The organism is Bradyrhizobium sp. UFLA05-89 (assembly GCF_059803475.1).
Genome location: NZ_JBANBA010000043.1, coordinates 43,680 through 67,535 on the forward strand (window position 1 = coordinate 43,680; position 23,856 = coordinate 67,535).

A 23,856-nucleotide genomic window follows, 5' to 3' on the forward strand; every position below is an offset into this window, starting at 1 on the left:
GCATGATCCGGAAAAGTGTGTAGCGGTTTTCCGACCAGATCATGCTCAAACTAGACGCTCCGGTGGCGCACCCCCGTTCGAAACTGCTAAGCGTGGTGAATTGGCTGGACGTCCGCAATCCCACAAGCGGACGCCGGCGGGAGTGACGTCGCAATGGAGACCGGCCCGGATTCTGCCCCTTGTCTGCTCGAGGTGCGTGGGATCAGCAAGAGTTTTGGTGCTGTGCGCGCGTTGCAGGACGTCGATTTCACGCTCCGCGCAGGCGAGATCCATGCCCTGCTCGGCGAGAACGGCGCCGGCAAGTCTACGCTGATCAAAGTGATCACCGGCGTATTCCCGCGCGATGCGGGTATCGTTCGGCTCGGCGGCGTCGAGGTTGCGCCGCGATCGTCGAAGGCGGCGCTCGAGGCAGGTATTGCCACCGTCTATCAGGAAGTAAACTTGTTGCCCAATCTGTCGGTGGCGCAGAATCTGTTTCTCGATCGGCAGCCGATGCGCTTCGGCATCGTCCGCGAAGGCGAAATGCGCCGGCGAGCAAAGGCGTTGCTTGCCGAATTCGGCCTCGACATCGATGTGGCGGCGCCTCTCGGCAGCTACTCCGTCGCGATCCAGCACGTCACTGCGATCGCCCGCGCCGTCGATTTGTCAGCGCGCGTTCTCATTCTCGACGAGCCGACTGCGAGTCTCGATCGTCATGAGGTCGACATTCTCTTCAAGATCATGCGCCAGCTTGCCGGCCGCGGCATCGGCATCGTCTTCGTCAGCCACTTCCTCGACCAGGTCTACGAGATCTCCGACCGCATAACCGTCCTGCGCAATGGCCGCCTGGTCGGCGAGCGCGAGACCGCATCACTGCCACGGCTCGACCTGATCCGCATGATGCTCGGCCGCGAGCTTGCCGAGACCACCAGCGTACGCGCGGCTGCGAGGGAGCATCAGGCGCGCGAGATCTGCGCGAGCTTCGAGAACTACGGGAAGGCTGGTCACGTCGCGCCATTCAATCTGGAGCTGCGCCATGGCGAGGTCGTGGGTCTCGCCGGCCTCCTGGGCTCGGGGAGGACCGAGACGGCGCGGCTGGTGTTCGGCGCTGAGCGTTCCGATCAGGGCCAGGCGAAAGTGGAAGGTGCCCCCGTCCGGCTGCAAACTCCGCGCGACGGCGTCCGCCACGGTTTTGGCTATTGCCCGGAGGAGCGCAAGACCGAAGGCATCGTCGCCGAGCTCACGGTGCGCGAGAACATCGTGCTCGCGCTCCAGGCCAAGCGCGGCCTCTATTTGCCGCTGTCGCGCCGCGAGCAGGATGAGATCGCCGCGCGCTTCGTAAAACTGCTGGACATTCGTCCGCCAGATCCCGAGCGTCCGGTCGGCCTGTTGTCAGGCGGTAATCAGCAAAAGGTGCTGCTGGCGCGCTGGCTCGCGACCTCGCCGCGGCTCCTTGTGCTGGACGAGCCGACCCGCGGCATCGATGTCGGCGCGCATGCCGAGATCATCCGCCTGATCCGCGAGCTCTGCGACGACGGGCTGGCGCTGCTCGTGATCTCCTCCGAGCTCGACGAGATCGTCACCTATTCGGATCGCGTCGTCGTGCTGCGCGATCGCGCCCATGTCGAGGAGCTGCAGGGCGAGGCGATCGACGTCTCCAATATCTTGGCGGCGATCGCCGCCGATGGCAGTGCCGTGGCGCAGGAGGGCAGGCCATGACCGCTCTTCTGCCGCGCCGGGGCCTTGCCCAGATCTTTGCGCTGATCGTCATCCTGGCGGTCGACCGCGCAGTCTCGCCGCAATTCTTCGATCTGCGCTTGCAGGACGGGCGGCTGTTCGGCAGCCTGATCGACGTGCTCAACCGCGGCACGCCGGTGGCGCTGCTCTCGCTCGGCATGGTGCTGGTGATCGCGACACGCGGCATCGATCTTTCGGTTGGCGCGGTCATGGCGATCTCCGGCGCGATCGCAGCGAGCCTCGCCGACAGTCATGGCTTGCCGGTAGTGCTCGCGGCTGCGCTCGGTGCGGGACTCGTCTGCGGCCTCTGGAATGGCTTCCTCGTCAGCATCCTCGGCATGCAGCCAATCGTCGCGACGCTGATCCTGATGGTTGCCGGCCGCGGCATCGCCCAGCTTATCACCGAGGGCCGCATCGTGACCTTCACCTCGCCCGATCTGGTCTGGCTCGGCAACGGCGCCATCCTCGGCGTTCCCGTGCCGGTCGTGATTGCCCTGGGGATGCTGATCCTCACCGGCGCCGTGGTGCGCGGCTCCGCACTCGGGCTCCTGATCGAGGCGACCGGCGGCAATGCGCGCGCGAGCGAGCTTGCCGGTGTCGGCACCCGCGCCATGATTTTGGCCGTCTATGTCTGGTGCGGCGTGTGCGCGGCGCTCGCCGGCGTGATCGCCGCAGCCGACATCATGGGGGCTGATGCCAACAATGCCGGTCTTTGGCTCGAGCTCGATGCAATCCTGGCCGTCGTGATCGGCGGAACCTCGCTGTTCGGCGGCCGCTTCAGCCTCTTGCTCGCCGTGCTCGGCGCGCTCATCATCCAGACGATGAACACGGGCATTCTCTTGTCGGGCTATCCCCCGGAATTCAACCTCCTGGTCAAGGCCGTGGTCGTGCTGGCGGTGCTGCTGTTGCAATCGCCGAAGCTGACCGGTATGGCCGGCATCATGGCGCGTATCCGAGGGACGAAAGCATGAAAGGCCTGTCGCCCGTCCTCATCACGGCCATCGTGCTCGTCGCGGGCTTTGTGCTTTGCGCGCTGCAATTTCCCAACATTGCCTCGACCCGCGTGGTCTGCAATCTCCTGACCGACAACGCCTTCCTCGGTATCGTTGCGACCGGCATGACCTTCGTGATCATCTCGGGCGGCATCGACCTGTCGGTCGGCTCGGTGATCGGCTTTACCACCGTGTTCGTCGCGCTTGCAATCGAGCGCTGGGGCATGCCGCCGCTGGTCGCCTTCGTGGCGATCCTGGCGCTGTCCGCGGCCTTCGGCGCGGCGATGGGCGCCGTCATCCATCTGTTCGACCTCCCGCCGTTCATCGTCACGCTGGCCGGTATGTTCCTCGCGCGTGGCGCGAGCTTCCTGCTCTCGACGGAATCGGTGCCGATCACCGCGCCGATCTATTCGACGGTCTCGGACTTTGCGCTGCGACTACCAGGGGGCGGCCGATTGACGGCGGTTGCGATCATCATGCTGGTCATCGTGATCGGCGGAGCGTTGCTGCTGCAGCTCACCCGCTTCGGCGCCAATGTCTATGCGCTTGGCGGCAGCCGGATCACGGCGAGCCTGATGGGTGTTGCCGTCGGCAAAATGACTGTTTGCATCTACATGCTTTCGAGCCTGCTTGCAGGCATCGCCGGCATCGTCTTCTCCTTCTACACCGGCGCCGGCTATTCGCTCTCGGCCGTCGGCGTCGAACTCGATACCATCGCGGCGGTGGTGATCGGCGGCGCGCTGCTCACGGGCGGGCAGGGCTCGGTGGTCGGAACGTTCCTCGGTGTCCTCATTCAGGGTCTGATCCAGACCTACATCAATTTCGACGGGACGCTGTCGAGCTGGTGGACCAAGATCGCGACCGGGGTTTTGCTGTTCGCCTTCATCGCCTTGCAGCAGGTCATGATCGCGATCGCGCGCCGGCCAGCCGTGAGATCCGCGGGAGCCACGTCATGACCTCGCGCATCGTCGTCATCCCGACGCGGCGGGCCCATTCCAACCACGCGGAAGTGTCCCGCTCGATCGGAATCGACATCATCGCGGGTCGCTATGCCGAAGGCACGCGGCTGCCTGGTGATGCCGAGCTGACCTCGATGTTCGGCGTCTCACGGCCGGTGTTGCGCGAGAGCGTGAAGACCCTCGTGGCAAAAGGTCTGCTCACCACCAAGGCGCGGGTTGGCACAGTCGTGCGCGAGCGCGGCGCCTGGAACATGTTCGATGCCGACGTGCTGGCCTGGCATCTCGACGCCGGCATCGACAAGCGCTTCCTCAACGACCTCGCCGAGATCCGTCTTGCGGTCGAGCCACGCGCGGCGATGCTCGCGGCCGCGCGGCGCTCGGAGGAGGACCTCGCCGAGCTCAAGCGCAGCATGGACCGCATGCGGCGGGAGGCCTCGGATTCCGCCGCCTTCGCCGACGCGGACCTCGCCTTGCACGTTGCCGTGGCGCGGGCATCGGGCAATCTGTTCATGCGCTCGATCGGCCATGTCATCGAAGCCGCCTTGCGCGCGTCCTTCCTGCTCAGCGCGCCGGTCGAGGTCGAGGATCGCGACACGGTGCTGCTCTGGCACCAGAAGATTGTTGATTCGATCGCGGCGGGCGACGTCGAGGCCGCCTCGGCCGCCATGGTCTTCGTCATCCACAATGGCATGAGCCGCCATGAAGGCACGGTGATCGAGACGGCGCCGGCCGAGGTGGCGCCCTCGGCTCAATCTGGAGAATAAGCGTGACGGAACTTCGCATCGCCATCGTTGGCTTCGGCAAGATCGCGCGCGACCAGCACGTCGCCGCGATCGCGGCAACGCCGGGCGCAACCCTTGCCGCCATCGCAAGCCGCAATGCTTCGCTGCCGGACCTGCCGCATTTCGCCAGCATCGAGGAGCTGCTCGCAAAGGGGCCGCCGATCGATGCGGTATCGCTGTGCACGCCGCCGCAAGTGCGGCGTGTGCAGGCCGTCGCGGCGCTTGCCGCCGGCAAGCATGTGATGCTGGAGAAGCCGCCGGGCCTCAGCCTCGGTGAGCTCGACCCGCTGGTCGCGATGGCGATGGGCGCGAAACGGACGCTGTTTGCGACCTGGCATTCGCGCTTTGCCCCCGCCGTCGAGCCGGCGCGGCAATGGCTCGCCGCGCGCAGCATCAAGTCCGTGCACATAAGCTGGAAGGAAGACGTCCGCGTCTGGCATCCGGGGCAGGGTTGGATCTGGGAGCCGGGCGGGCTCGGCGTGTTCGATCCCGGTATCAATGCGCTGTCGATCCTGACCCGCATCCTGCCGCGTCAGGTGTTCGTGACGGCGGCGGAGTTGTCCTTCCCCGCCAATCGCGAGGCGCCGATTGCGGCGAATCTGACACTCTCCGACGCAGGCGGTCTGCCGATCACGGCCGAATTCGACTTCCGACAGACCGGCCCGCAGAGCTGGGACATCGTGGCCGAGACCGATCAGGGCCGGATGATGCTTTCGGGCGGCGGCGCCCGCATGGCCGTCGATGGCAAAGTGCTTGCGGAAGAGCCGGAAGCCGAATATCGCGGGCTCTACCGGCGTTTCGTCGAGCTTGCGGCGACGGGCGAGAGCGATGTCGACCTGACGCCGTTCCGTCTCGTCGCCGACGCCTTCATGCTTGGCAAGCGCAACGTCGTCGAACTGTTCGTGGAATGATCATGGCAGGCAGCAGCATCACAAGGGGCGTCTTCGGAACTCTGCCGGATGGCCGCGCCGTCGAGCGCGTGATGCTGCGCGGGCAGGGCGGTTTCGAAGCACGCATCATCACCCATGGTGCGGTGATCCAGGCGCTGATCGCCCCCGATGCCAAGGGCGCGACCGACGACGTCGTGCTCGGCCATGACGATTTTGCGGGCTATCTCGCCGAGCGGAAGTTCTTCGGCGCGACCGTCGGGCGCTATGCCAACCGTATCGCGGACGCGCGCTTCGTGCTCGATGGCGAGACGGTGCAGCTCGCCGCCAACAACGGCCCGAACGCGCTGCATGGCGGTCTGGACGGCTTTGATCGCAAGCTCTGGCAGATCGCCGATCTCGCTGACGGCGCGGAGCCCGTGGTCACGCTCACTCATACAAGCGAGCACGGCGAAGAGGGCTACCCGGGCCGGCTCGACGTTCGTCTCACCTATCGGGTGACCGGTCCTGCCGAACTGTCGGTCGGCATGGAGGCGCGGAGCGACCGCCCGACGATCGTCAATCTCACCAACCACAGCTTCTTCAATCTGGAAGGAGCGACGTCGGGAACGCCGATCCTCGATCACAAGCTCATGGTCGCCGCCGATCATTTCCTGGCGATCGATCCAACTGCGATCCCGCTGGCCGGGCCGCCGCACGCAGTTGCCGGAACGCCGTTCGACTTCCGTGAGGCCACTGCGATTGGTGCGCGGATCCGGCAGAATGACCAGCAGTTGCGCAACGGCAGGGGCTATGACCACACGTTCTGCCTTCCGCGTGACGGCAGCTTGCGTCTCGCCGCGCGCGTGGAGGCGCCGCGCTCGGGGCGCATCATGGAGCTGTTCACGGATCAGCCGGGCTTGCAGGTTTATTCCGGCAACTACCTCGACGGCTCGGTGGCGGGCAAGGGCGGCCGGCTGTACCGACAGTCCGACGCGCTGTGCCTCGAACCGCACATCTGGCCCGATTCGCCGAACCGACCGGATTTCCCGAGCCCGCGTCTTGCGCCCGGCAGCGTTTACAAGCACCACACCGTGTATCGTTTTGGGGTGAGCTCACCATGACCGAGCAGGTGCCGACCTCTGTTCTCTGCGCCGAGCATTGCCATCTCGGCGAGGGCCCGACCTATGACGTCACCACCGATACCGCCTGGTGGTTCGACATCCGCGAAGGCCGCCTTTATGAGGCCGCTCTCGCTGGTCGCAATATTCGCGTCCATGCACTCGGCCGGATGGCAAGCGCGCTCGGCCGCATCGATGCGGAGCGGCAGCTCATCGTGGCCGAGGATGGCCTCTACATCCGCAAGCTCGCTGATGGCGCGATGACGCTCTATCGCCCGCTGGAGGCCGACAACCCGGGCACGCGGTCGAACGACGCACGCGTGCATCAATCCGGCACGTTCTGGATCGGCACCATGGGCCGCAAGGCGGAAGCGGGCGCCGGCGCGATCTACGCGCTCCATCGCGGCAAGATCTCGACGTTGTTTCCCGGCATCAGCATTCCGAACTCGATCTGCTTCTCACCGAACGGCACGATCGGATACTTCGCCGACACCGCGCGTCACGTGCTCTATCGCGTTCCGCTCAATCCGGCGACGGGGTTGCCGCGCGGCGAGCCGGAGGTGCTGCTGCGTCACACCGGCGTCGGCGGTCTCGATGGCTCGGTGGTCGATGCCGACGGGTTGATCTGGAATGCGCGCTGGGGCGGGGCCTGCGTCGACGTCTATAGTCCCGAAGGCGAGCGCTTGCGCTCGCTGGTGGTGCCGGCGCGGCAGTCGAGTTGTCCCGCCTTCATCGGGCCGGATCTGTCTCGCCTTCTTGTCACCTCGGCGTGGCAGGATATGGATGCGGCGGCACGCGCCGCCGATCCTCAGGCTGGTTGCACCTTCATCCTCGAGGCTGCCGCGCGCGGTCGCGCGGAGCCCGACGTCAAGCTCGAATAGGAGATCCAAAGCCCCACAACACACCGAGTTCTGACTACAACGACGAACGTTCTTACACCCAAGGGAGTGAACCATGCTGAAACTGAAGACGACCGTACTTGCGCTCGCATTTGCGAGCGCCGCCGCGATGGCCTCATCGGCCCCGGCATTGGCCCAGGACAAGCCGACCGTCGGCATCGCCATGCCGACAAAGTCGTCGGCCCGCTGGATCGATGACGGCAACAACATGGTCAAGGTGCTGAAAGAGCGCGGCTACAACACCGATCTGCAATATGCCGAGGACGACATTCCGAACCAGCTCTCGCAGGTCGAGAACATGGTGACGAAGGGCGCCAAGGCGCTGGTGATCGCGGCGATCGACGGCACCACGCTGTCGGACGTGCTCAAGCAGGCCAAGGCCAAGGGCATCACCGTTATCGCTTATGACCGCCTGATCCGCGGCACGCCGAACGTCGACTACTACGCGACCTTCGACAACTTCCAGGTCGGCGTGCTCCAGGCGGAATCGATCGTGCAGGGACTCGGTCTGAAGGATGGCAAGGGTCCGTTCAACATCGAGTTGTTCGGCGGCTCGCCCGACGACAACAACGCCTACTTCTTCTACAACGGCGCGATGTCGGTGCTGCAGCCTTACATCGACAGCAAGAAGCTCGTCGTCGTGTCCGGCCAGATGGGCATGGACAAGGTCGCGACCTTGCGCTGGGACGGCGCCACCGCGCAGGCCCGCATGGACAACCTGCTCAGTGCCTACTACGGCAACAAGAAGGTCAATGCCGTGTTGTCGCCGTATGACGGCCTCTCGATCGGCATCATCTCGTCACTGAAGGGCGTGGGCTACGGCAGTGCCGACCAGCCGATGCCGATCATCAGCGGCCAGGATGCCGAAGTGCCCTCGATCAAGGCGATGCTGCGCGGCGACCAGTATTCGACCATCTTCAAGGACACCCGCGACCTCGCCAAGGTGACCGCTGATATGGTCGACGCAGCGCTGGCCGGCAAGCAGGTCACGGTGAACGACACCAAGACCTACGAGAACGGCGCCAAGACCGTGCCCTCCTACCTGCTCAAGCCCGTCGTGGTCTACAAGGACAATTGGGAGAAAGTTCTGGTTGACAGCGGCTACTACAAGAAGTCGCAATTCCAGTAAGGTGCTGCCTACTCCCTCTCCCCGCTTGCGGGGAGAGGGTTGGGGTGAGGGGGAGTCTCCACGAGGGTGGGATAGATGGTGTCGTGGAGACTCCCCCTCACCCGAAATCCGCGCTAAGCGCGCATTTCGATCTCTCCCCGCGTCCGCCATTGCTGAAGCTTTGGCGGATAGGCACGGGGAGAAGTGAACTAAAGACGGGACACGAAGCCATGACGGCAATGTTGGAAATGCGCGGCGTCAGCAAGAGCTTTGCGGGCGTGCAGGCGCTGCGTGACGTCAATTTCTCGGTCGAGCCCGGGCAGATTCATGCCCTGGTCGGCGAGAACGGCGCCGGAAAATCCACACTGATGAAGGTGTTGAGTGGGGTCTATCCCCACGGCAGCTACGAGGGAACCATCGTCTTCGAGGGCGAGGAACGCCGCTTCCGCGACATCAATGATTCCGAGGCGCTCGGCATCATCATTATCCACCAGGAGCTGGCGCTGATCCCATTGATGTCGATTGCGGAGAATATCTTTCTTTCGCATCCGCCGTCACAACTTGGCGTCATCGACCGCGACGAGGTCTACCGCCGGACCCGGGAACTCCTGGCCCAGGTCGGCCTGAAGGAGTCGCCGGACACGCTGATCACCGATCTCGGCGTCGGCAAACAGCAGCTCGTCGAGATCGCCAAGGCGCTCTCTAAGCGCGTGCGGATGCTGATCCTGGACGAGCCGACCGCCAGCTTGAACGAGGCCGACAGCGCTGCGCTGCTCGAGCGCCTGATGCAATTTCGCGAGCAGGGCATCGGCTCGGTCCTGATCTCCCACAAGCTGAACGAAGTCGCCAAGGTTGCCGACCACATCACGGTGCTGCGCGACGGACGCACGGTGGATGGCATCGACTGCCGGACCGAGCAGGTCCAGGAGGACCGCATCATCCGCAGCATGGTCAACCGCGATCTCGCCCACCGCTTCCCCGAGCGCAGCGCCAAGATCGGGGAGCCCGTCCTCAAGGTTGAGAACTGGTCGGTTTATCACCCGATCCATCCTGAGCGACAGGTCATCAAGAACGTCAATTTCGGTGTGCGGCGCGGCGAGGTCGTCGGGATCGCCGGGCTGATGGGGGCAGGGCGCACCGAATTCGCCATGAGCCTGTTCGGCCGCTCCTGGGGCACCAACATCACCGGCCGCATTCGCCTCGAGGGCAACGAGATCGTTCTGCCGAGCGTGGCGGCGGCGATCGATGCCGGCCTTGCCTATGTCACCGAGGACCGCAAGCAGCTCGGGTTGATCCTGGCCGACGACGTCCGCAAGAATATTACGCTGGCCAGCCTCGACCAAGTTGCCCCCGGCAAGGTGATCGACGACATTGCCGAGCTGAAGGTGGCAAGCGACTACCGTAACCGGATGCGTATCCGCTGCTCCGACGTCTACCAGGAGACCGGCCAGCTCTCGGGTGGCAACCAGCAAAAGGTCGTGCTGTCGAAATGGCTGATGACCGACCCCAAGGTTTTGATCCTGGACGAGCCGACGAGGGGTATCGACGTCGGTGCGAAATATGAGATTTACTGTATCATCAACGAGCTGGCGGAGGCCGGCCGGGGCGTCGTGGTGATCTCCTCGGAGATGCCGGAGCTGCTCGGCATCTGCGACCGCATCTGCGTCATGAACGACGGCGCTTTCGTCGGTGAGTTTGCGGGCCATGAGGCGACGCAGGAGAAGATCATGCGCGCCATCATGCGCAATGAGAGAAGCAATGGAAACGGCGTGCCTGAGGCCGCGGAGATGGGAGGAATGCAGCCATGACCGACAAGACGGTTTCGCTGCCTGAGGAGCGCCGGCACGCGGGCTTCATCAAGAATAATTTGCGCAACTACGGCATGCTGATGTCGCTGGTCGCGATCATGCTGTTCTTCCAGATCATGACCGGCGGCACGTTGCTACAGCCGCTCAATCTCACCAATCTGGTGCTGCAGAACAGCTACATCGTCATCATGGCGCTGGGCATGTTGCTCGTGATCGTGACCGGACATATCGATCTGTCGGTCGGCTCGGTTGCAGGGTTCGTCGGCGCCGTGGCCGCGCTGCTGATGGTGAGCTACAAGGTCGACTACACCGTTGCCTTCATCGCTTGCCTGCTGTTGGGCGCGGCGATCGGTGCCGCGCAGGGCTATTGGGTCGCCTATTTCGGTATCCCGTCCTTCATCGTGACGCTGGCCGGCATGCTCGTTTTCAAGGGCCTGGCGCTTGCGGTGTTGCAGGGCCAGTCGCTCGGGCCGTTTCCGTCGACGTTCCAGAAGTTGTCCTCGGGCTTCATTCCGGAAATGCTGCCTGAGGCCGGCACGCTGCACCCGACCTCGATGCTGATCGGCGCGGTGCTGGCCCTCGGACTGGTCTATGCCAGCGCCAAGAGCCGTTCGCGCGAGCAGTCGCACGGCATCGAGGTCGAGCCTTACGCGTTCTTACTGGGCAAGAGCGTCGTGCTGGCCTGCGCGGTGCTCTATTTCACCTACCTGATCGCGACCTATCGCGGACTGCCGAACGTGCTGGTGATCATGAGCGCCTTGATCGCGCTCTATGGCTTCGTCACCCGGCGCACCGTGATCGGACGGCAGATCTATGCGGTTGGTGGCAATGCCAAGGCGGCCAAGCTTTCGGGCATCAAGACCGAGCGGCTGACCTTCTTCACCTTCGTCAACATGGGCGTGCTGGCCGCACTCGCCGGCCTCGTCTTCGCCGCGCGGCTCAACACCGCAACGCCGAAAGCGGGCCTTGGCTTTGAGCTCGACGTCATCGCCGCCTGCTTCATCGGCGGCGCTTCGGCCTATGGTGGCGTGGGCCGCGTCGGCGGTGCCGTGGTCGGCGCCATGATCATGGGCGTGATGAACAACGGCATGTCCATCCTCGGCATCGGCATCGATTACCAGCAGGTCATCAAGGGCCTGGTGCTGCTCGGTGCGGTCTGCATCGACGTGTACAATCAGCGGCGGTAGCCAATTCGACGGTGCCGCAGGGTGGGAAAGGCGCGCAAGCGCCGTGCCCACCGTCTTCTCTTTACGTCGCGCAGAAGTGGTGGGCACGCTTCGCTTTTGCCCACCCTGCATCTTCGTCTATTCTGCGCAATGTCGTGGACACGCCAACGGGCACGCGTTCGCGCGACCTGATTGCTATGTTGGGCTGATCCGATAGAGAACGTGCTTTATTTTCTCTCTCGCGAAGCGGCTCTGGGTTCAGCACCCACTTCGTCGAAGGCGATACTGGAGCATTCCCGGAATGGCGCAAAGGCAGCTTGCGGCGCCGACAATTCCTGGCAATACATCCGATCGATCTTCTGCTGCATGAGCGCATAGCAGTCGCATGCCGCCCTCTCCAGCCGCGCCCGGTGGATCTCCACGAAGCCGCGTCGGTCGGACGGGATGGCGCCCGCAGCGCGGAGCTTGCTCATCGTCAGAGTGACGGTCGTCCGCCGCACCCCGAGCAATTGCGCAAGCGCCTCCTGCGTCACGGGAAGAAGATCATCGGGAACGCGGTCGTGCAGTTGCAGTAGCCACCGCGCCATGCGGCCGTCCACTCGGTGCAGCGCGTTGCAGGCGGCTACGTGCTGGAGCTGCAACAGCAGCGCGCGGGCGTGGACCTGCACGACATGTCTGATGGCTGCGCTGCGCGCGCAGGCAGCCCGGAACTTCGCGGCTGATATCAGCGAGGCCGTGCCCGCCAGGCGTGCAGTCGCCGTGACGGATGAATGTGAGGGACCGAGTACGGAGAACGAGGCCAAAGCACCTTCCCGTCCCATCAACGTGGTTGCGACCGTTTGCCCGTCGGGCATATCGAGCATGAAGGCGATCGCGCCGCTGTGGGGAAAATAAACCGGGTCGAGTTCATCGCCCGTCCGCACCAGAACGGCATCGGCTTCGAAGGAGACTTTCTGGAAGTGGGGCGTAAGCAAGCCCAAATCCTCGGGCGGCAACGCCGCCAGAAGCCGATTCCCAATGCCGGTGCGGTGAACGGTCACGATGCCTCTTGGTGAACGAGCAACCCAGGAACGACGCTGGCTAGCATCCACGAAAGTGAGGTCGAGTCAACGCAGCGCGCGCCGGCATGGGTGGTTTCGCGTGAGCGGCAGCCCCGAAGCGGACCACACGGAGTGGTCGAGGCAAAGGCAATCAAAAACGCAGTATACAAGGTTTCGATTCCATAAAATCCGATTATTCGAAATTGAAATGCCGAACGCTATTCATCCAAACAGAGCCATTGCTCGAGATCAAGCACGGGTAATTGCGGGGCTGTGCGGTTTTCGCCGAGCAAACGCCAGCTTGAGCACTTTGCCCGCTCGCCACTTTTCAGCCTGGCGACTGCCGACGCGGTGATCGACCGGTGTTGGTTTGGCGACTGCCCTGGCCGGCATATCAGGCCGATTTCGCTCTCCAATGTCCGTCATGCCACCGCGTCCAAAGCTGGATGAGGAACCGACGTTCTACTGCGTCAGGAACAGCACCACCGCGATCGCGACCGATAGACAGACCGCAGATGCGGTCGCCGCCGTCGACAGCACGCCCATCCGCCGGAGCGCCGCCGCGAACAGGATAATGATAGGGGTTGCGGTCATCAGACCAAGTTGCGCCTCGCTCATGTTGGCCTTCGCGAAAATGATGAAACCTCGACGGTCACTCTACCGACCGCCGCCATCACGGAGGTTGCGACGGCGCAAACAGCGCGAAGGCTGACTGCGGTTTGTCCGCCGACAAATTACGACGCGCCGATGCGCGATATTGCTTGCCGGCGTCGCGCTTTGCGGAGATCAGATGTCGGCAGCGGACTACGAGCAGCAGGGAAGTGGCTGGGGAATCCTCGAGGATCTGCCCGGTGATCCCATGATCTGGGTGTTGATCTTCAGCGAGCTCGCTGCCTTCGGGCTGTTCCTGGGCGCCTTCGCAATCGCCCGGCTCGTGCAGCCGGCGCTGTTCGCCTCCGGGCAGGCGGCGCTCGATTCGGGGCTTGCCGGCATGAACACCCTGGTCCTGGTGAGCAGCGGCTGGGCAGCCGCGCGCGGTACGCTTGCGGCGCGGAACGGGGCGAGGCGGACGGCGCGCCGTTGGCTGCTCGGTGCCATGGCGCTTGGCGGAGTCTTCATTGCGATCAAGCTAATGGAGTATGCGAAGGAGATCGGACGCGGCATCGGTCTCGAAACCAGCCCATTCTTCACGCTGTATTTCCTCCTGACCGGTTTTCACCTTCTGCATGTTGGCCTCGGCATCGTGATCCTCGCGGTGGTCTGCCGGCGTGCCGAAGTTGTGAGCGTCGAGACAGGAGCCGCATTCTGGCACATGGTCGACCTGGTCTGGATCGTCATGTTCCCGATCGTCTATCTGGTGCGGTGATGAATCGTCTCGACGTGACTCGGCTCGACGTGACTTGGGCCGTGCTGATCGGGCTTACGATCGCAACCGTCCTGGTGCCCTGGCTCGTGCCGGGCGCGCTCTTCGCCAACGCCGTGGTGCTCGTCCTGGCCGCAGTCAAGGGCCACCGGATCGTGCTCGACTATCTCGACTTGCGCGCGGCGCCGGCGCCGTGGCGCGGCCTGGTCAGCACCTGGATCGCCATCCTCGTGCTGTTTGCCTGGCTCGCTTCCGCAGCCGTCGCCCTGATCTGATCGTCGCGCTCATTGCGCCGCAACAAAGAGCCGCGGTGCCCAATCGGCAAAATATCGTCACCCGCATTTCTCGACAGGACTCAACTCGGAAAGGATTGGCAATGGCTGAACGCCTGACCAAGTCGGCCGCTCGAAACGTCTTCTACGGCGGATCGGCCTTTTTCTTCGCCATCTTCATTGGGCTGACGGCGCACAGCCACTACTACATGGTCACAAGCTCGACCGATGCCGCCACGCTGACGTCGTCAGTCGCCCGCGGCAAGCACGTCTGGGAGAAGAATTCCTGCATCAACTGCCACACCCTTTTGGGCGAGGGCGCCTATTTCGCCCCCGAGGTTGGCAATGTCTGGGATCGGTGGGGCGGCAAGGAGGACCCGGCCGGCGCGCGCGAGACGCTGAAGGCCTGGATGCAGGCGCAGCCGTCCGGTGCGCCTGGCCGCCGGCAGATGCCGCAGTTCAACCTCACCGACCAGGAGCTCAACGATCTCGCCGACTTCCTGCAATGGACCAGCACGATCAAGCGCCAGGATTGGCCGCCGAACAAGGCGGGCTGAGCGCCGCGACAACATTCCAAATGAGAGCACATCGATGAAATATCAGACCCAGAAAGTCGCGATGCTGTATTTCTACGGCGCGCTGACACTATTCCTCGCCCAGGTCGCGTTCGGCGTCCTTGCCGGGACCATCTATGTCCTGCCCAACACCTTGTCCGTCATCCTGCCGTTCAACATCGTCAGGATGATCCACACCAACGCGCTGATCGTGTGGTCGCTGATCGGTTTCATGGGCGCGACCTACTTCCTGCTGCCCGAGGAAACCGAGACCGAGCTGTTCAGCCCGCTGCTGGCAAAGATCCAGTTCTGGATGTTCTTCGGCGCGGCGGGTGTGGCCGTCGTCGGCTATCTCTTTCACTATCACGAAGGCCGCGAATTCCTCGAGCAACCCTTCATCATCAAGGTCGGCATCGTCGTCGTCTGCCTGATGTTCCTGTTCAACGTGACGATGACGGCGCTCAAGGGACGCAAGACGACGGTTACCAACATTCTGCTGTTCGGCCTGTGGGGCGTTGCGATCTTCTTCCTGTTCGCCTTCTACAACCCGGCCAATCTCGCGGTCGACAAGATGTACTGGTGGTACATCGTGCACCTCTGGGTCGAAGGCGTGTGGGAGCTGATCATGGCCTCCGTGCTCGCCTTCCTGATGATCAAGCTCAACGGCATCGACCGCGAGGTGGTCGAGAAATGGCTCTACGTCATCATCGGCCTGGCCCTGTTCTCGGGTATCTTGGGCACCGGCCACCATTTCTACTGGATCGGCGCGCCCGGCTACTGGCAATGGATCGGCTCGCTGTTCTCCACGCTGGAAGTCGCGCCCTTCTTCACCATGGTGATCTTCACCGTGCAGATGACATGGAAAGCCGGCCGCAAGCATCCGAACCGCGCTGCGCTGTTGTGGTCGGTCGGCTGCTCGGTGATGGCGTTCCTGGGGGCCGGCGTCTGGGGCTTCCTGCACACGCTGTCCTCGGTGAACTACTACACCCACGGCACCCAGGTGACCGCAGCGCACGGGCATCTCGCCTTCTTCGGCGCCTATGTGATGCTGAATCTTGCGGTGATGGCCTATGCGATCCCGCAGCTCAGGGAGCGTGCGCCTTACAACCAATGGCTCAGCATGGCGAGCTTCTGGATCATGTGCACGGCGATGATGGTGATGACCTTCGCACTGACCTTTGCCGGCGTGATCCAGGTTCACCTCCAGCGCGTGCTCGGCCAGAGCTACATGGACGTGCAGGACCAGATCGCGGTGTTCTATTGGGTCCGGCTTGGCTCCGGCGCGTTCGTGGCGATCTCCGCGCTGATGTTCGTGTGGGCGGTGCTGGTGCCTCGCCGCGAGAAGCAGGCGGTCATCCCCGGCGCGCTGCAACCCGCCGAATAGGCGCGACGGCGGCCGCGCAAGTCGCGGCCGCTCGTCAAAGTGAACTCGGAGAGAGACCATGAAACCTGCACTCCATGCCGTGACGGCGCCGGCGCCCGAGCTTCCGGCCTATGTTCCGAGCGGCAATGAATGCGCGCTGTTCGAGCACGCCTGGCGTCATCGCCTGCCGGTTCTGCTGAAGGGACCGACCGGCTGCGGAAAGACGCGCTTTGTCACCCATATGGCGGCGCGGCTGGGTTTGCCGCTTCATACCGTCGCCTGTCACGACGATCTCACCGCCGCCGATCTCACCGGCCGCTATCTTCTCAGGGGCGGTGACACCGTGTGGACCGACGGTCCGCTGACCCGAGCGGTGCGGGAAGGCGGCATCTGCTATCTCGACGAGGTGGTGGAAGCGCGCAAGGACGTCACCGTCGTCCTGCATCCGCTTACCGATGACCGCCGCATCCTTCCGCTCGAGCGCACCGGCGAAGAGCTTGTCGCGCCCGCGAGCTTCATGCTGGTGGTCTCCTACAACCCCGGCTACCAGACCCTCTTGAAAGCGCTGAAGCCGTCGACGCGGCAGCGCTTCGTCGCCATCGAGTTCGGCTTTCTGCCGGCGGAGCAGGAGATCGCGGTGGTTTCCGTCGAAAGCGGGCTTGCGCCCGACCGTGTGCGGCCGCTGGTTCAGCTCGCGGCTCGGCTGCGGGCTCTCAGAGGACACGACCTGGAGGAGGGCGTCTCGACCCGGCTGGTCGTCTATTGTGCGACTTTGATTGCGGCCGGGGCCTCGATCGCCGATGCCGTGCTGGCGGGCATGATCGAGCCGCTCACCGACGATGCCGATGTCAAGGCCGCGCTGCTCGACGTTGCGCGTGCCGTGATCGCGTGAGGGGAAGCCGATGCTCGACTTTCTCGAGCTGGAAGAGACGGTCGGCCGCGCCTGGCATCGCCTGGTCGGCGGCACCGCGAGCTATCCGGTCCATGCCGAGCATGCGGTCTCGCTTGCGGACGTGCGCACGCGGATCGCCGTGATGTTTCGCGCGCTCGGCGGCGAGGCCGGCGTGCAGATCGCAAGCGCCGGCGCCCGCCGGTCCGGGCATCGGCTCGGATGGCGCCAGCGCATCGGGCTCGGTGATGAGCGCCTGGAGCAACCGGGGCGTGACGCCGCAACCATCTTTCTGCCTGACAGCGTCGCGATTTTCGAAGACCGCGCGCTGAATGCGTCGCTCTATCGATGGCTCGCCGCCTGGTTCGCGACCGCGCCGGCCGAAGTGATCGACGAGGTCGATCCGCTGCGGCGCGATCTCTTGATGCTGCGGCGGGCAGGTGAAACGGCGGTGTTGGTGCTCGTGCAGTTTCCCGGACTGGCTGACGACTACGCGCAGCTTGCCGCGGCAACGGCGCTGGCGCGTCCGCGCCGGCCACTGCCGCGCATCGAACAGGAGATGGAAGAGACCGTGCTCGCCTTGCTCGGCGCGCGTCAGCCGCCTTCAGGCAAGCTATGGAAGGCCATGGCCGGCACGGGCGCACTGCCAGCATGGGCGCCACCGGGATATCGCTCCATTTTGCCATGCCCGCTGTGGGGCGATTGCTGGATGCGCGAGCTCTCCTCCGCGGGCGCAAGCGATGACGTGTATGCACAGGGCGCAGACCCGGCACCAGTGGATGATCGCAAGCGCTTCGCCGTCCGCGAGCGCGACGAGGATGCGGACCGCCGCGATCCCTTCGTGCTCAACCGCTTCGAAAAGATCCTCTCGATGGCCGAGATGGTCAACGTCAATCGGCCCGCCGACGACAGCGAGGACGAGGACGCGCAGAAGGCGGCCGACGATCTCGACGAAATTGCACTCGGGCGCCGCAGCGGCCAGCCCGCAACCCGGCTCAAATTCGATCTCGACCTGCCGCCGGAGGCACTCGACGCGTCGCGGCTGAACGCGGACCTCACCTATCCTGAGTGGGATTATCGCAGCGGAACCTATCTGCCCAATCATTGCCGCGTGCTTGCCGCTGCGGCGTCCGAGACCGGCGAGAGCTGGGCGCCGGATGAGACCATGCGCAGCCACATTCGGCAGGTGAGGCGCCGGTTCGAAGTCTTGCGGCCGCGTCACGAATTGATGCGTGCGCAGGCCGACGGACACGATCTCGATCTCGACGCGCTGGTGCGCGCGCGCTGTGATCTTCGCGCCGGCAGCGGCGCGCTTGATCGCATCCATGTTGCGATGCGGCCGCAGGGCCATGATCTCGCCGTCACGCTGCTGGTCGACGTCTCGCTATCGACGGATGCGTGGGTCGATGGTCACCGCGTGCTCGACGTCGAGATGGAGGCGCTTCTGGCGCTCGCGCATGGACTTTCGGCTTGCGGTGATCACCACAGCATCCTGACATTCACCTCGCGTCGTCGCTCCTGGGTACGGCTCGAGACGATCAAGGCGTTCGACGAGCCGATGAGCGGGGCAGTGGAGCGCCGGATCGGGGCGCTGAAGCCCGGCTATTACACCCGCATCGGCGCGGCGGTCCGCCATGCCGCGGCCGGCCTCGCCCGCCAGCCGCAGCGCAAGAAGCTGCTGCTCGTCCTGACCGACGGCAAGCCGAACGACATCGACCACTACGAAGGGCGGTTCGCAATCGAGGACACCCGCAAGTCCGTGCAGGAAGCGCGCCGCCTCGGCATTGCCGCGTTCGGCGTAACGGTCGATGCGACGGCGCAATCCTATTTTCCGACCCTGTTCGGGCGGGGCGGTTACGCGATCGTCGGCAACATCCGCCGGCTGCCTGGGGCACTGCCGGCAATCTACCGGCAGGTAGCGCATTAAGGCCGGGGAAAGCCGCAGCAGGTGCGTCAGTGTTGCTGCCCTGTGGACGCAGGAAATCTCGCGAGGAAACGTTGATCTACCGCAACGCGCGCGTCGATCGCGAGAGCGCATCGTTCCAACGGGCAGGAAACCGTGGAGCCAATCCATGAACCAGATGAGTTTGAGAAAAATTGCAATAGCGACCTCGACCTTCGCGTGCGCGACATTGCTCTCCTTCAGCTGGTCTGAGCAACGCGGCGTCTCGCTGTCGATCGAGAGTGCCCAGGCGCGAGTCGGTCGTCCGTTGACGCCGGTGAGCGTTGCGGGTGTTGCACGCCGGCAAAACCGGCGGGCTGCGTACGGGTATGGTGCAGGAGCTGTCGGCGCCGGTCTCGCAGGCGCTGCGGCAGTCGGCACAGCGGCCGCGGTTGCCGCCACCTCGCCCGGATGGGGCTCACCCGGATGGGGCTATTATGGCAATAGGCCTTACGTCGGTAGCGGGGCTTTGGCCGCCAACGCCTACTATGGCGGCGCGATCCAAACCAGTCCGTTCTACCTGCAAAGGGCCTACCCTGCGAATGGCCCTTGGTATGTCGCTAACGATTGGGCTGGCTACAAGGCGCGCTACGGAATCGTCTGCGATCCAGGCAGCCTGATCAAAGGTGATGACGGCCTGATGCACGTCTGTCAGTAGGCCGTCCGCGAGCGACACGGGGCGGCTCGAGAGCTGCCCCGATCGCACCAGGCTTGACGAACGTCGCGGTGGAAAACTCGCTAGCGCGGCGATGGGAAAAGAGGGCTCCCATGCCAGACCCTGCGGAAGTCATTCAGGCGGCTATTCGCTCCGCGTTTGTCAGTTATCCAAAGGAGGACGATCCCGACTGGAGGAGTCCATCCTGGATCAGGCCAGCGGAATGTTCGCATCTGACGAAGGTGATCATGCACGAGCTGGACACCAGCGGTTTTGCGATCGTGAAGAAGTCGGGCTGAGCACTCAATTGGACGGTACAATGCGCCCGCGTTGCTGACGCAGAGCGATGCAGCGAACGGCTTTCGTCCGCGTCGAGGTCAGTGCGATTCGATGAGAGCAAGGACCGATTGACGCGGAGAGCGATCGATGAAGGAGGCGCGCTGGGCTCTGTGGGCTTCGTCTCTATTCTTCAGATTGATCGGTGACCTCAGCAAGTTTTCGGACAGCGACGTATACTGACATGCCGAGATAATCGCCGGCGTCGCCGACCCACGACCCGGCGAGCGGCACGGCTTGGCCCGGATGTCGGGCGACCGCCACTTGGATAAGGTCGAAGCCGGCGTTGATGTGATTGGTCGGATCATAATTCATCCAGCCAGCCCCGGGTAAAAACACCTGAACCCAGGCGTGGGTCGCCCCCGAACCAATCATCCCCACGTCGCCTCCGTCCAGCGCCGCATCATAGATGTAACCACTAACGAAGCGGGCTGCGAACCCGAGCCGGCGCAACGCCCCAATCATGAGCCAGGCATAGTCGCGGCAGGTTCCTGATTTCGAACGCAAAGTTGCCGTGGGAGCCAAGGTGCCCTCCGTCTCCCGCGATTCGTAGGTGAATGTATCGCGGAACGCGTCGAGCATCCCTTTCAAGACGTCGCTGGTTTGCGCGCGGCCATTGGCGACGAAGTCCCTGGCCCAAGTTACGACTTCAAGGTCGGGATCCCCCGTATGCGGGCGCATGAAGCCGACAAGGTCGGTCCATTCGTCTTGCGTGTATTGCACCGGTACGAGTTCGGCCCTTCGTTCCAAGTGGAATTGCTCAATGCCTTTGGCCCCAAAATGGATGCCTTGAAACTCGAACGTAAAGGTCAATTCCTTGCCGGGCTCGTCGAGTTCGATCTCCGTCAGATTGTTGGAAAGGCCGTCGCTGATCCAGCGGATGCGGGACGAAAGAGTGGTCTTTGCAGACCAGCTTATCAATCGCCCGCGTGCAGCGGGTCTCGGCAGGAACATGGCGCGATGCGTACCGAACGCCACCGGTTTTGCGTAGCTGTAGGTGGTGGTGTGTTTGATCTCGAAGAGAAGGGCCATTGCTCCTCCGAGCCAAATCGTTTGATCACATGTACGTGCCGCGCTCGGCTTTCGCCAGTTACCTTAAGGAAAGCGATCCCGAATGGAGGAGCCCATCCTGGATCGGGCCGTCGGAATGTTCGCATCTGGCCAACATGATCATGCGCGAATTGAACATCAACGGCTTCAACATCGCGAAGAAGCTGGGCCTGCGCGTAGGCTTTACTGCACAATGTACCCAAGGCGTCTGCCGCAAAGCGGCGCCGCGTTTGAGGCGCAGTCCGACTCGTTGAACTGGTCTGCGCGTTCGTGCGAACCGGGCGCGCATGAGTTAAAGATCCACCAGATACGAAAAGGCGACGATCAACCCCACGGTCCCGAGAAGGACGGCAAGGCCCACCCATTTTTCGAAGGCCCGTGAGTGAGTGGAACGTCTGGGTTCGTCGTTGGGCTCGAAAAGCATGAGAAGTCTCCGCTCTCTTGATGCCGTTCGCACTGGGAGCTTTGCCCTAGGATCTGACCATGCCGCAACAACGCAACCAAATGCGGTTAACCGCATCTTGACCTTGATCTGAATCAACGGTCGCGGACGCTGAACTGATGCGATGTTGATCGAGGTCAATCGATGGCAGGCGATCTGGCGCGGCATTTTCGCGCAGATCACCAGTCAGTGGTGCTTACGCAACCGTTTCTGGGCCGCTCATGGAAGATCCCTTTCTCAATTACTTCGCGCTTGGCCTGCTGTTTTTTGTCATCATCGTGCTGGTCTACGGCATCATCGCGATCCATGACATTCCGGCACGCATCGCCAAGGCCCGCCATCACCCGCATGAAGATGCCATCCATGCTGCCGGCTGGATCAGCCTGTTCATGCTGCATTTGCTGTGGCCATTCCTATGGATTTGGGCGATGGCCTACAAACCGGATCGCGGCTGGGGCTTCAGTCACAAGCCGGGCGAGCCATCCTCGCCGGCAGAAGCTGTGGCTGAACTGGATGAGCTGAAGCATCGATTGGCAGCCGTCGAATCCAAACTCGGGCTTCGAGAAGGCGGGGGCCATCCCGCGCTCGTGCCGGAGTCGGTGGTGTCGGCTGTCGAGGAGCAGAGGGTTGCGGATGCAGAAGCCGCTCCTGCAGCAGGCCGGGGCGCTTCGCGATAGCCGACAGTCCCGAATGGGAGGCCACTGATGGAAATATTGCTCACCCTGACGTACGTGGCACTCTGCTATGCCATCTTCAAGCTCTTCAGGATTCCGGTCAATCAATGGACGCTTGCAACAGCAGCCCTCGGCGGCATTTTCGGCCTTTCGCTGCTGTTCATAACGATGGCCTACAACCATCCGTTTTCCACCAATGCGCGCATTTACTTTACCGTCACGCCGGTTTTGGCCGGCATCCGGGGCCGCGTGATCGAAGTGCCGGTGGAGAACAAAAGCAACCAGCATCTGGAAGCCGGCGAGGTTCTCTTCAAGATCGATCCGAAGCCCTACGAATATGCCGTCGCGGAAAAACGGGCGGGGCTCGCTGACGCGGAGGCCAGTGTTGCCGAGCTCAAGGCATCCGTCGACCAGGCGACGGCGTCGGCCGAAAAATCCAGGGCAGAACGGGACCTCGCTCAGACGAACTACGAGCGACAGAAGGAGCTCTTCGACAAGAATGTCGTTGCCCAGGCGACTCTCGACACGGCGACGCGCAACCGTGATGCGGCGAACCAGGCACTGGCGGCTGCCGTTGCCGCGCAAGATCGGGCACGACAGGCCTATGGCGCGACAGTAGACGGTGAACACTCGGCCATCGTCCGTCTACGCAATGAACTTGCCGATGCTGAATATAATCTCAGCGAGACCACCGTGAGGGCGCCCACCAGCGGATTTGTTACCGAGGTCTCGCTACGGCCAGGAATGTATGTCGGCGCGACCGCTGCTCGGCCGGTCATGATTTTCGTCAACGACACCCAGAAAGATCGGGCTTTGGCAGCTGCCTTCCAGCAGAACGCACTGCAGCGTGTCAAGGCCGGCGATGAAGCCGAAGTCTTGTTCAAGGGCATACCTGGCCGGGTCTTCAAGGCGAAGGTTCGCCTCGTGATCGATGCGATCGCGGCCGGGCAGCTTCAAGCCACAGGTGCGCTGCAGGAGATCCGCGGTGTGTTGCCCGGAGACCGGGCCCTGGCGGTCCTCGACATCATCGACGACATGTCCGGCTACCAGGTCCCTCTTGGCTCGGCAGGTGAAGCCGCCATTTACACCGAGCATGTCCACGAGTTGTCCTTACTGCGGAAAATCCTTCTGCGCATGCGAAGCTGGCAGAACTACGCTTTCTTCGAAGCGGAATAAGATGTCTGCTCAGATGAGCACGAGGTCGGTGCGCGAAGACAATTTTTCAAAAATTGCGAGCCTCCGCTGGTGGAGATTGATGCCGATTATTGCGTTAAATGACAGTCAAGGATGAGCATGGGCGCCGTCAAGCTGCCGATCTGGCTCCGTATCGTCGTGGTCCTGGCTCTGGTCCTGCTAGCAAGCGGCGCAAGCATGTTCGCATATCGCTGGTATGTACGGCCGGTGACGCTATCGATCGCGGTTGGGTCGCTGGACGGCGATGCGCCAAAGATCGTGTCGGCGCTGGCGAGCAGGCTTGTCGTCAATAACGCGCCAGTGCGGCTCAAAGTGGTGGAGACCAGCGGACCGATCGAATCCGCGGCGGCGTTCTCCTCCGGCAAGACGGACCTTGCCGTCGTTCGTGGTGATGTCGGTGACCTGTCGCAGGCGCAGGCCATTGTCGTCCTGGCCCAGGCCGTGGCGTTGCTCGTTGCGCCTCCGGGTTCGGCGATCACGGACATGGCCGACCTGAAACGCACGACGGTGGGGGTGGTCGGTAGCGACACCAATCAGAAGCTCGTCGACGTGTTGAGAAGGACATATGACCTTGACCGCGCCAACGTTGCATTCAAGGGCGTTGCGCTCGATCAGGTCCGCCGGGCGCTCGAAACCAAGGAGATACGTGCCGTCCTGTTCGTGAT

25 protein-coding genes are annotated in these 23,856 nt (G+C 63.5%); 22 read left to right on the plus strand and 3 right to left on the minus strand.

Features of this window, described 5'->3' with window-relative positions; all coding sequences use genetic code 11:
• Positions 1-153 precede the first annotated feature (153 nt).
• From SO139_RS22460 to mmsB, 10 genes are all read left to right on the plus strand, one after another.
• Positions 154-1,698: a sugar ABC transporter ATP-binding protein gene (locus SO139_RS22460; RefSeq protein WP_449378345.1), complete on the plus strand. Its 1,545-nt coding sequence runs from the start codon at positions 154-156 to the stop codon at positions 1,696-1,698.
• Entirely contained in the window at positions 1,695-2,687 is a 993-nt protein-coding gene (locus SO139_RS22465; RefSeq protein WP_498540564.1) for an ABC transporter permease, read from the plus strand. Before SO139_RS22460 ends, SO139_RS22465 begins: the two co-directional genes overlap by 4 nt.
• Entirely contained in the window at positions 2,684-3,664 is a 981-nt protein-coding gene (gene yjfF, locus SO139_RS22470) for a galactofuranose ABC transporter, permease protein YjfF (RefSeq protein ID WP_449378347.1), read from the plus strand. The genes SO139_RS22465 and yjfF overlap by 4 nt, the downstream gene beginning before the upstream one ends.
• Entirely contained in the window at positions 3,661-4,431 is a 771-nt protein-coding gene (locus SO139_RS22475) for a FadR/GntR family transcriptional regulator (protein WP_449378348.1), read from the plus strand. The genes yjfF and SO139_RS22475 overlap by 4 nt, the downstream gene beginning before the upstream one ends.
• A gap of 2 nt (positions 4,432-4,433) precedes the next feature.
• Positions 4,434-5,360, plus strand: a complete 927-nt coding sequence (locus tag SO139_RS22480) for a Gfo/Idh/MocA family protein (RefSeq protein ID WP_449378349.1) — start codon at positions 4,434-4,436, stop codon at positions 5,358-5,360.
• Positions 5,361-5,362: 2 nt separating this feature from the next.
• The gene (locus SO139_RS22485) at positions 5,363-6,439 is read left to right on the plus strand and encodes an aldose epimerase family protein (protein ID WP_449378350.1); all 1,077 of its coding nucleotides are present in this window, start codon (positions 5,363-5,365) and stop codon (positions 6,437-6,439) included.
• Entirely contained in the window at positions 6,436-7,317 is an 882-nt protein-coding gene (locus tag SO139_RS22490; protein WP_449378351.1) for an SMP-30/gluconolactonase/LRE family protein, read from the plus strand. The genes SO139_RS22485 and SO139_RS22490 overlap by 4 nt, the downstream gene beginning before the upstream one ends.
• A gap of 73 nt (positions 7,318-7,390) precedes the next feature.
• Entirely contained in the window at positions 7,391-8,464 is a 1,074-nt protein-coding gene (gene chvE / locus SO139_RS22495; RefSeq protein ID WP_449378352.1) for a multiple monosaccharide ABC transporter substrate-binding protein, read from the plus strand.
• Positions 8,465-8,673: 209 nt separating this feature from the next.
• Positions 8,674-10,251: a multiple monosaccharide ABC transporter ATP-binding protein gene (gene mmsA, locus SO139_RS22500; protein ID WP_449378353.1), complete on the plus strand. Its 1,578-nt coding sequence runs from the start codon at positions 8,674-8,676 to the stop codon at positions 10,249-10,251.
• Positions 10,248-11,438: a multiple monosaccharide ABC transporter permease gene (gene mmsB / locus SO139_RS22505; RefSeq protein WP_498540565.1), complete on the plus strand. Its 1,191-nt coding sequence runs from the start codon at positions 10,248-10,250 to the stop codon at positions 11,436-11,438. Before mmsA ends, mmsB begins: the two co-directional genes overlap by 4 nt.
• A gap of 206 nt (positions 11,439-11,644) precedes the next feature.
• Here the strand turns inward: mmsB and SO139_RS22510 are convergent, their stop codons facing one another.
• Complete coding sequence (locus SO139_RS22510; RefSeq protein ID WP_449378355.1) at positions 11,645-12,457, minus strand: Crp/Fnr family transcriptional regulator; 813 nt, start codon at positions 12,455-12,457, stop codon at positions 11,645-11,647.
• Positions 12,458-12,919: 462 nt separating this feature from the next.
• On the minus strand, positions 12,920-13,075 hold the full coding sequence (locus SO139_RS22515; protein WP_449378356.1) for a hypothetical protein: 156 nt from the start codon (positions 13,073-13,075) through the stop codon (positions 12,920-12,922).
• Positions 13,076-13,247: 172 nt separating this feature from the next.
• Here SO139_RS22515 and SO139_RS22520 point away from each other — a divergent pair, with 172 nt between their 5' ends.
• From SO139_RS22520 to SO139_RS22555, 8 genes are all read left to right on the plus strand, one after another.
• Positions 13,248-13,823 carry a cytochrome c oxidase subunit 3 family protein gene (locus tag SO139_RS22520; RefSeq protein WP_449378357.1) on the plus strand — a complete coding sequence of 192 codons (576 nt, stop codon included), beginning with the start codon at positions 13,248-13,250 and terminating at the stop codon, positions 13,821-13,823.
• Positions 13,823-14,095, plus strand: a complete 273-nt coding sequence (locus SO139_RS22525; protein WP_449378358.1) for a cytochrome C oxidase subunit IV family protein — start codon at positions 13,823-13,825, stop codon at positions 14,093-14,095. The genes SO139_RS22520 and SO139_RS22525 overlap by 1 nt, the downstream gene beginning before the upstream one ends.
• Positions 14,096-14,196: 101 nt before the next feature.
• Positions 14,197-14,649, plus strand: a complete 453-nt coding sequence (locus tag SO139_RS22530) for a c-type cytochrome (protein WP_449378359.1) — start codon at positions 14,197-14,199, stop codon at positions 14,647-14,649.
• A 34-nt stretch (positions 14,650-14,683) separates the two neighbouring features.
• Complete coding sequence (locus tag SO139_RS22535) at positions 14,684-16,030, plus strand: cbb3-type cytochrome c oxidase subunit I (protein ID WP_449378360.1); 1,347 nt, start codon at positions 14,684-14,686, stop codon at positions 16,028-16,030.
• A gap of 58 nt (positions 16,031-16,088) precedes the next feature.
• A complete protein-coding gene (locus SO139_RS22540; protein WP_449378361.1) occupies positions 16,089-16,901 on the plus strand; it encodes a CbbQ/NirQ/NorQ/GpvN family protein in 813 nt (270 codons plus the stop codon).
• A gap of 10 nt (positions 16,902-16,911) precedes the next feature.
• The gene (locus tag SO139_RS22545; RefSeq protein WP_449378362.1) at positions 16,912-18,825 is read left to right on the plus strand and encodes a nitric oxide reductase activation protein NorD; all 1,914 of its coding nucleotides are present in this window, start codon (positions 16,912-16,914) and stop codon (positions 18,823-18,825) included.
• 145 nt (positions 18,826-18,970) lie between these two features.
• Complete coding sequence (locus SO139_RS22550; protein ID WP_449378363.1) at positions 18,971-19,498, plus strand: hypothetical protein; 528 nt, start codon at positions 18,971-18,973, stop codon at positions 19,496-19,498.
• Positions 19,499-19,608: 110 nt separating this feature from the next.
• Entirely contained in the window at positions 19,609-19,794 is a 186-nt protein-coding gene (locus SO139_RS22555; protein ID WP_449378364.1) for a hypothetical protein, read from the plus strand.
• Positions 19,795-19,957: 163 nt separating this feature from the next.
• Here SO139_RS22555 and SO139_RS22560 read toward each other — a convergent pair whose 3' ends face one another.
• Positions 19,958-20,863, minus strand: coding sequence for a transglutaminase family protein (locus tag SO139_RS22560; protein ID WP_449378365.1), 906 nt, complete (start codon positions 20,861-20,863; stop codon positions 19,958-19,960).
• Between the two features lie 29 nt (positions 20,864-20,892).
• Here SO139_RS22560 and SO139_RS22565 point away from each other — a divergent pair, with 29 nt between their 5' ends.
• The 4 genes from SO139_RS22565 to SO139_RS22580 all read left to right on the plus strand — a co-directional run.
• The gene (locus SO139_RS22565) at positions 20,893-21,135 is read left to right on the plus strand and encodes a hypothetical protein (RefSeq protein ID WP_449378366.1); all 243 of its coding nucleotides are present in this window, start codon (positions 20,893-20,895) and stop codon (positions 21,133-21,135) included.
• A gap of 409 nt (positions 21,136-21,544) precedes the next feature.
• A complete protein-coding gene (locus SO139_RS22570; protein WP_449378367.1) occupies positions 21,545-22,000 on the plus strand; it encodes a DUF3302 domain-containing protein in 456 nt (151 codons plus the stop codon).
• Positions 22,001-22,027: 27 nt separating this feature from the next.
• Entirely contained in the window at positions 22,028-23,173 is a 1,146-nt protein-coding gene (locus SO139_RS22575; protein ID WP_449378368.1) for an HlyD family secretion protein, read from the plus strand.
• Positions 23,174-23,290: 117 nt separating this feature from the next.
• On the plus strand, positions 23,291-23,856 hold a 566-nt coding region (locus SO139_RS22580), incomplete at its 3' end, for an ABC transporter substrate-binding protein (protein WP_498540566.1).

Bases quoted from the DNA above. Each gene is read 5' to 3' on its own strand.
- SO139_RS22460 (WP_449378345.1), top strand. From the start codon at position 154: ATGGAGACCGGCCCGGATTCTGCCCCTTGTCTGCTCGAGGTGCGTGGG.
- SO139_RS22465 (WP_498540564.1), top strand. From the start codon at position 1,695: ATGACCGCTCTTCTGCCGCGCCGGGGCCTTGCCCAGATCTTTGCGCTG.
- yjfF (WP_449378347.1), top strand. From the start codon at position 2,684: ATGAAAGGCCTGTCGCCCGTCCTCATCACGGCCATCGTGCTCGTCGCG.
- SO139_RS22475 (WP_449378348.1), top strand. From the start codon at position 3,661: ATGACCTCGCGCATCGTCGTCATCCCGACGCGGCGGGCCCATTCCAAC.
- SO139_RS22485 (WP_449378350.1), top strand. From the start codon at position 5,363: ATGGCAGGCAGCAGCATCACAAGGGGCGTCTTCGGAACTCTGCCGGAT.
- SO139_RS22490 (WP_449378351.1), top strand. From the start codon at position 6,436: ATGACCGAGCAGGTGCCGACCTCTGTTCTCTGCGCCGAGCATTGCCAT.
- chvE (WP_449378352.1), top strand. From the start codon at position 7,391: ATGCTGAAACTGAAGACGACCGTACTTGCGCTCGCATTTGCGAGCGCC.
- mmsA (WP_449378353.1), top strand. From the start codon at position 8,674: ATGACGGCAATGTTGGAAATGCGCGGCGTCAGCAAGAGCTTTGCGGGC.
- mmsB (WP_498540565.1), top strand. From the start codon at position 10,248: ATGACCGACAAGACGGTTTCGCTGCCTGAGGAGCGCCGGCACGCGGGC.
- SO139_RS22515 (WP_449378356.1), bottom strand. From the start codon at position 13,075: ATGAGCGAGGCGCAACTTGGTCTGATGACCGCAACCCCTATCATTATC.
- SO139_RS22520 (WP_449378357.1), top strand. From the start codon at position 13,248: ATGTCGGCAGCGGACTACGAGCAGCAGGGAAGTGGCTGGGGAATCCTC.
- SO139_RS22525 (WP_449378358.1), top strand. From the start codon at position 13,823: ATGAATCGTCTCGACGTGACTCGGCTCGACGTGACTTGGGCCGTGCTG.
- SO139_RS22530 (WP_449378359.1), top strand. From the start codon at position 14,197: ATGGCTGAACGCCTGACCAAGTCGGCCGCTCGAAACGTCTTCTACGGC.
- SO139_RS22535 (WP_449378360.1), top strand. From the start codon at position 14,684: ATGAAATATCAGACCCAGAAAGTCGCGATGCTGTATTTCTACGGCGCG.
- SO139_RS22540 (WP_449378361.1), top strand. From the start codon at position 16,089: ATGAAACCTGCACTCCATGCCGTGACGGCGCCGGCGCCCGAGCTTCCG.
- SO139_RS22545 (WP_449378362.1), top strand. From the start codon at position 16,912: ATGCTCGACTTTCTCGAGCTGGAAGAGACGGTCGGCCGCGCCTGGCAT.
- SO139_RS22550 (WP_449378363.1), top strand. From the start codon at position 18,971: ATGAACCAGATGAGTTTGAGAAAAATTGCAATAGCGACCTCGACCTTC.
- SO139_RS22555 (WP_449378364.1), top strand. From the start codon at position 19,609: ATGCCAGACCCTGCGGAAGTCATTCAGGCGGCTATTCGCTCCGCGTTT.
- SO139_RS22560 (WP_449378365.1), bottom strand. From the start codon at position 20,863: ATGGCCCTTCTCTTCGAGATCAAACACACCACCACCTACAGCTACGCA.
- SO139_RS22565 (WP_449378366.1), top strand. From the start codon at position 20,893: ATGTACGTGCCGCGCTCGGCTTTCGCCAGTTACCTTAAGGAAAGCGAT.
- SO139_RS22570 (WP_449378367.1), top strand. From the start codon at position 21,545: ATGGAAGATCCCTTTCTCAATTACTTCGCGCTTGGCCTGCTGTTTTTT.
- SO139_RS22575 (WP_449378368.1), top strand. From the start codon at position 22,028: ATGGAAATATTGCTCACCCTGACGTACGTGGCACTCTGCTATGCCATC.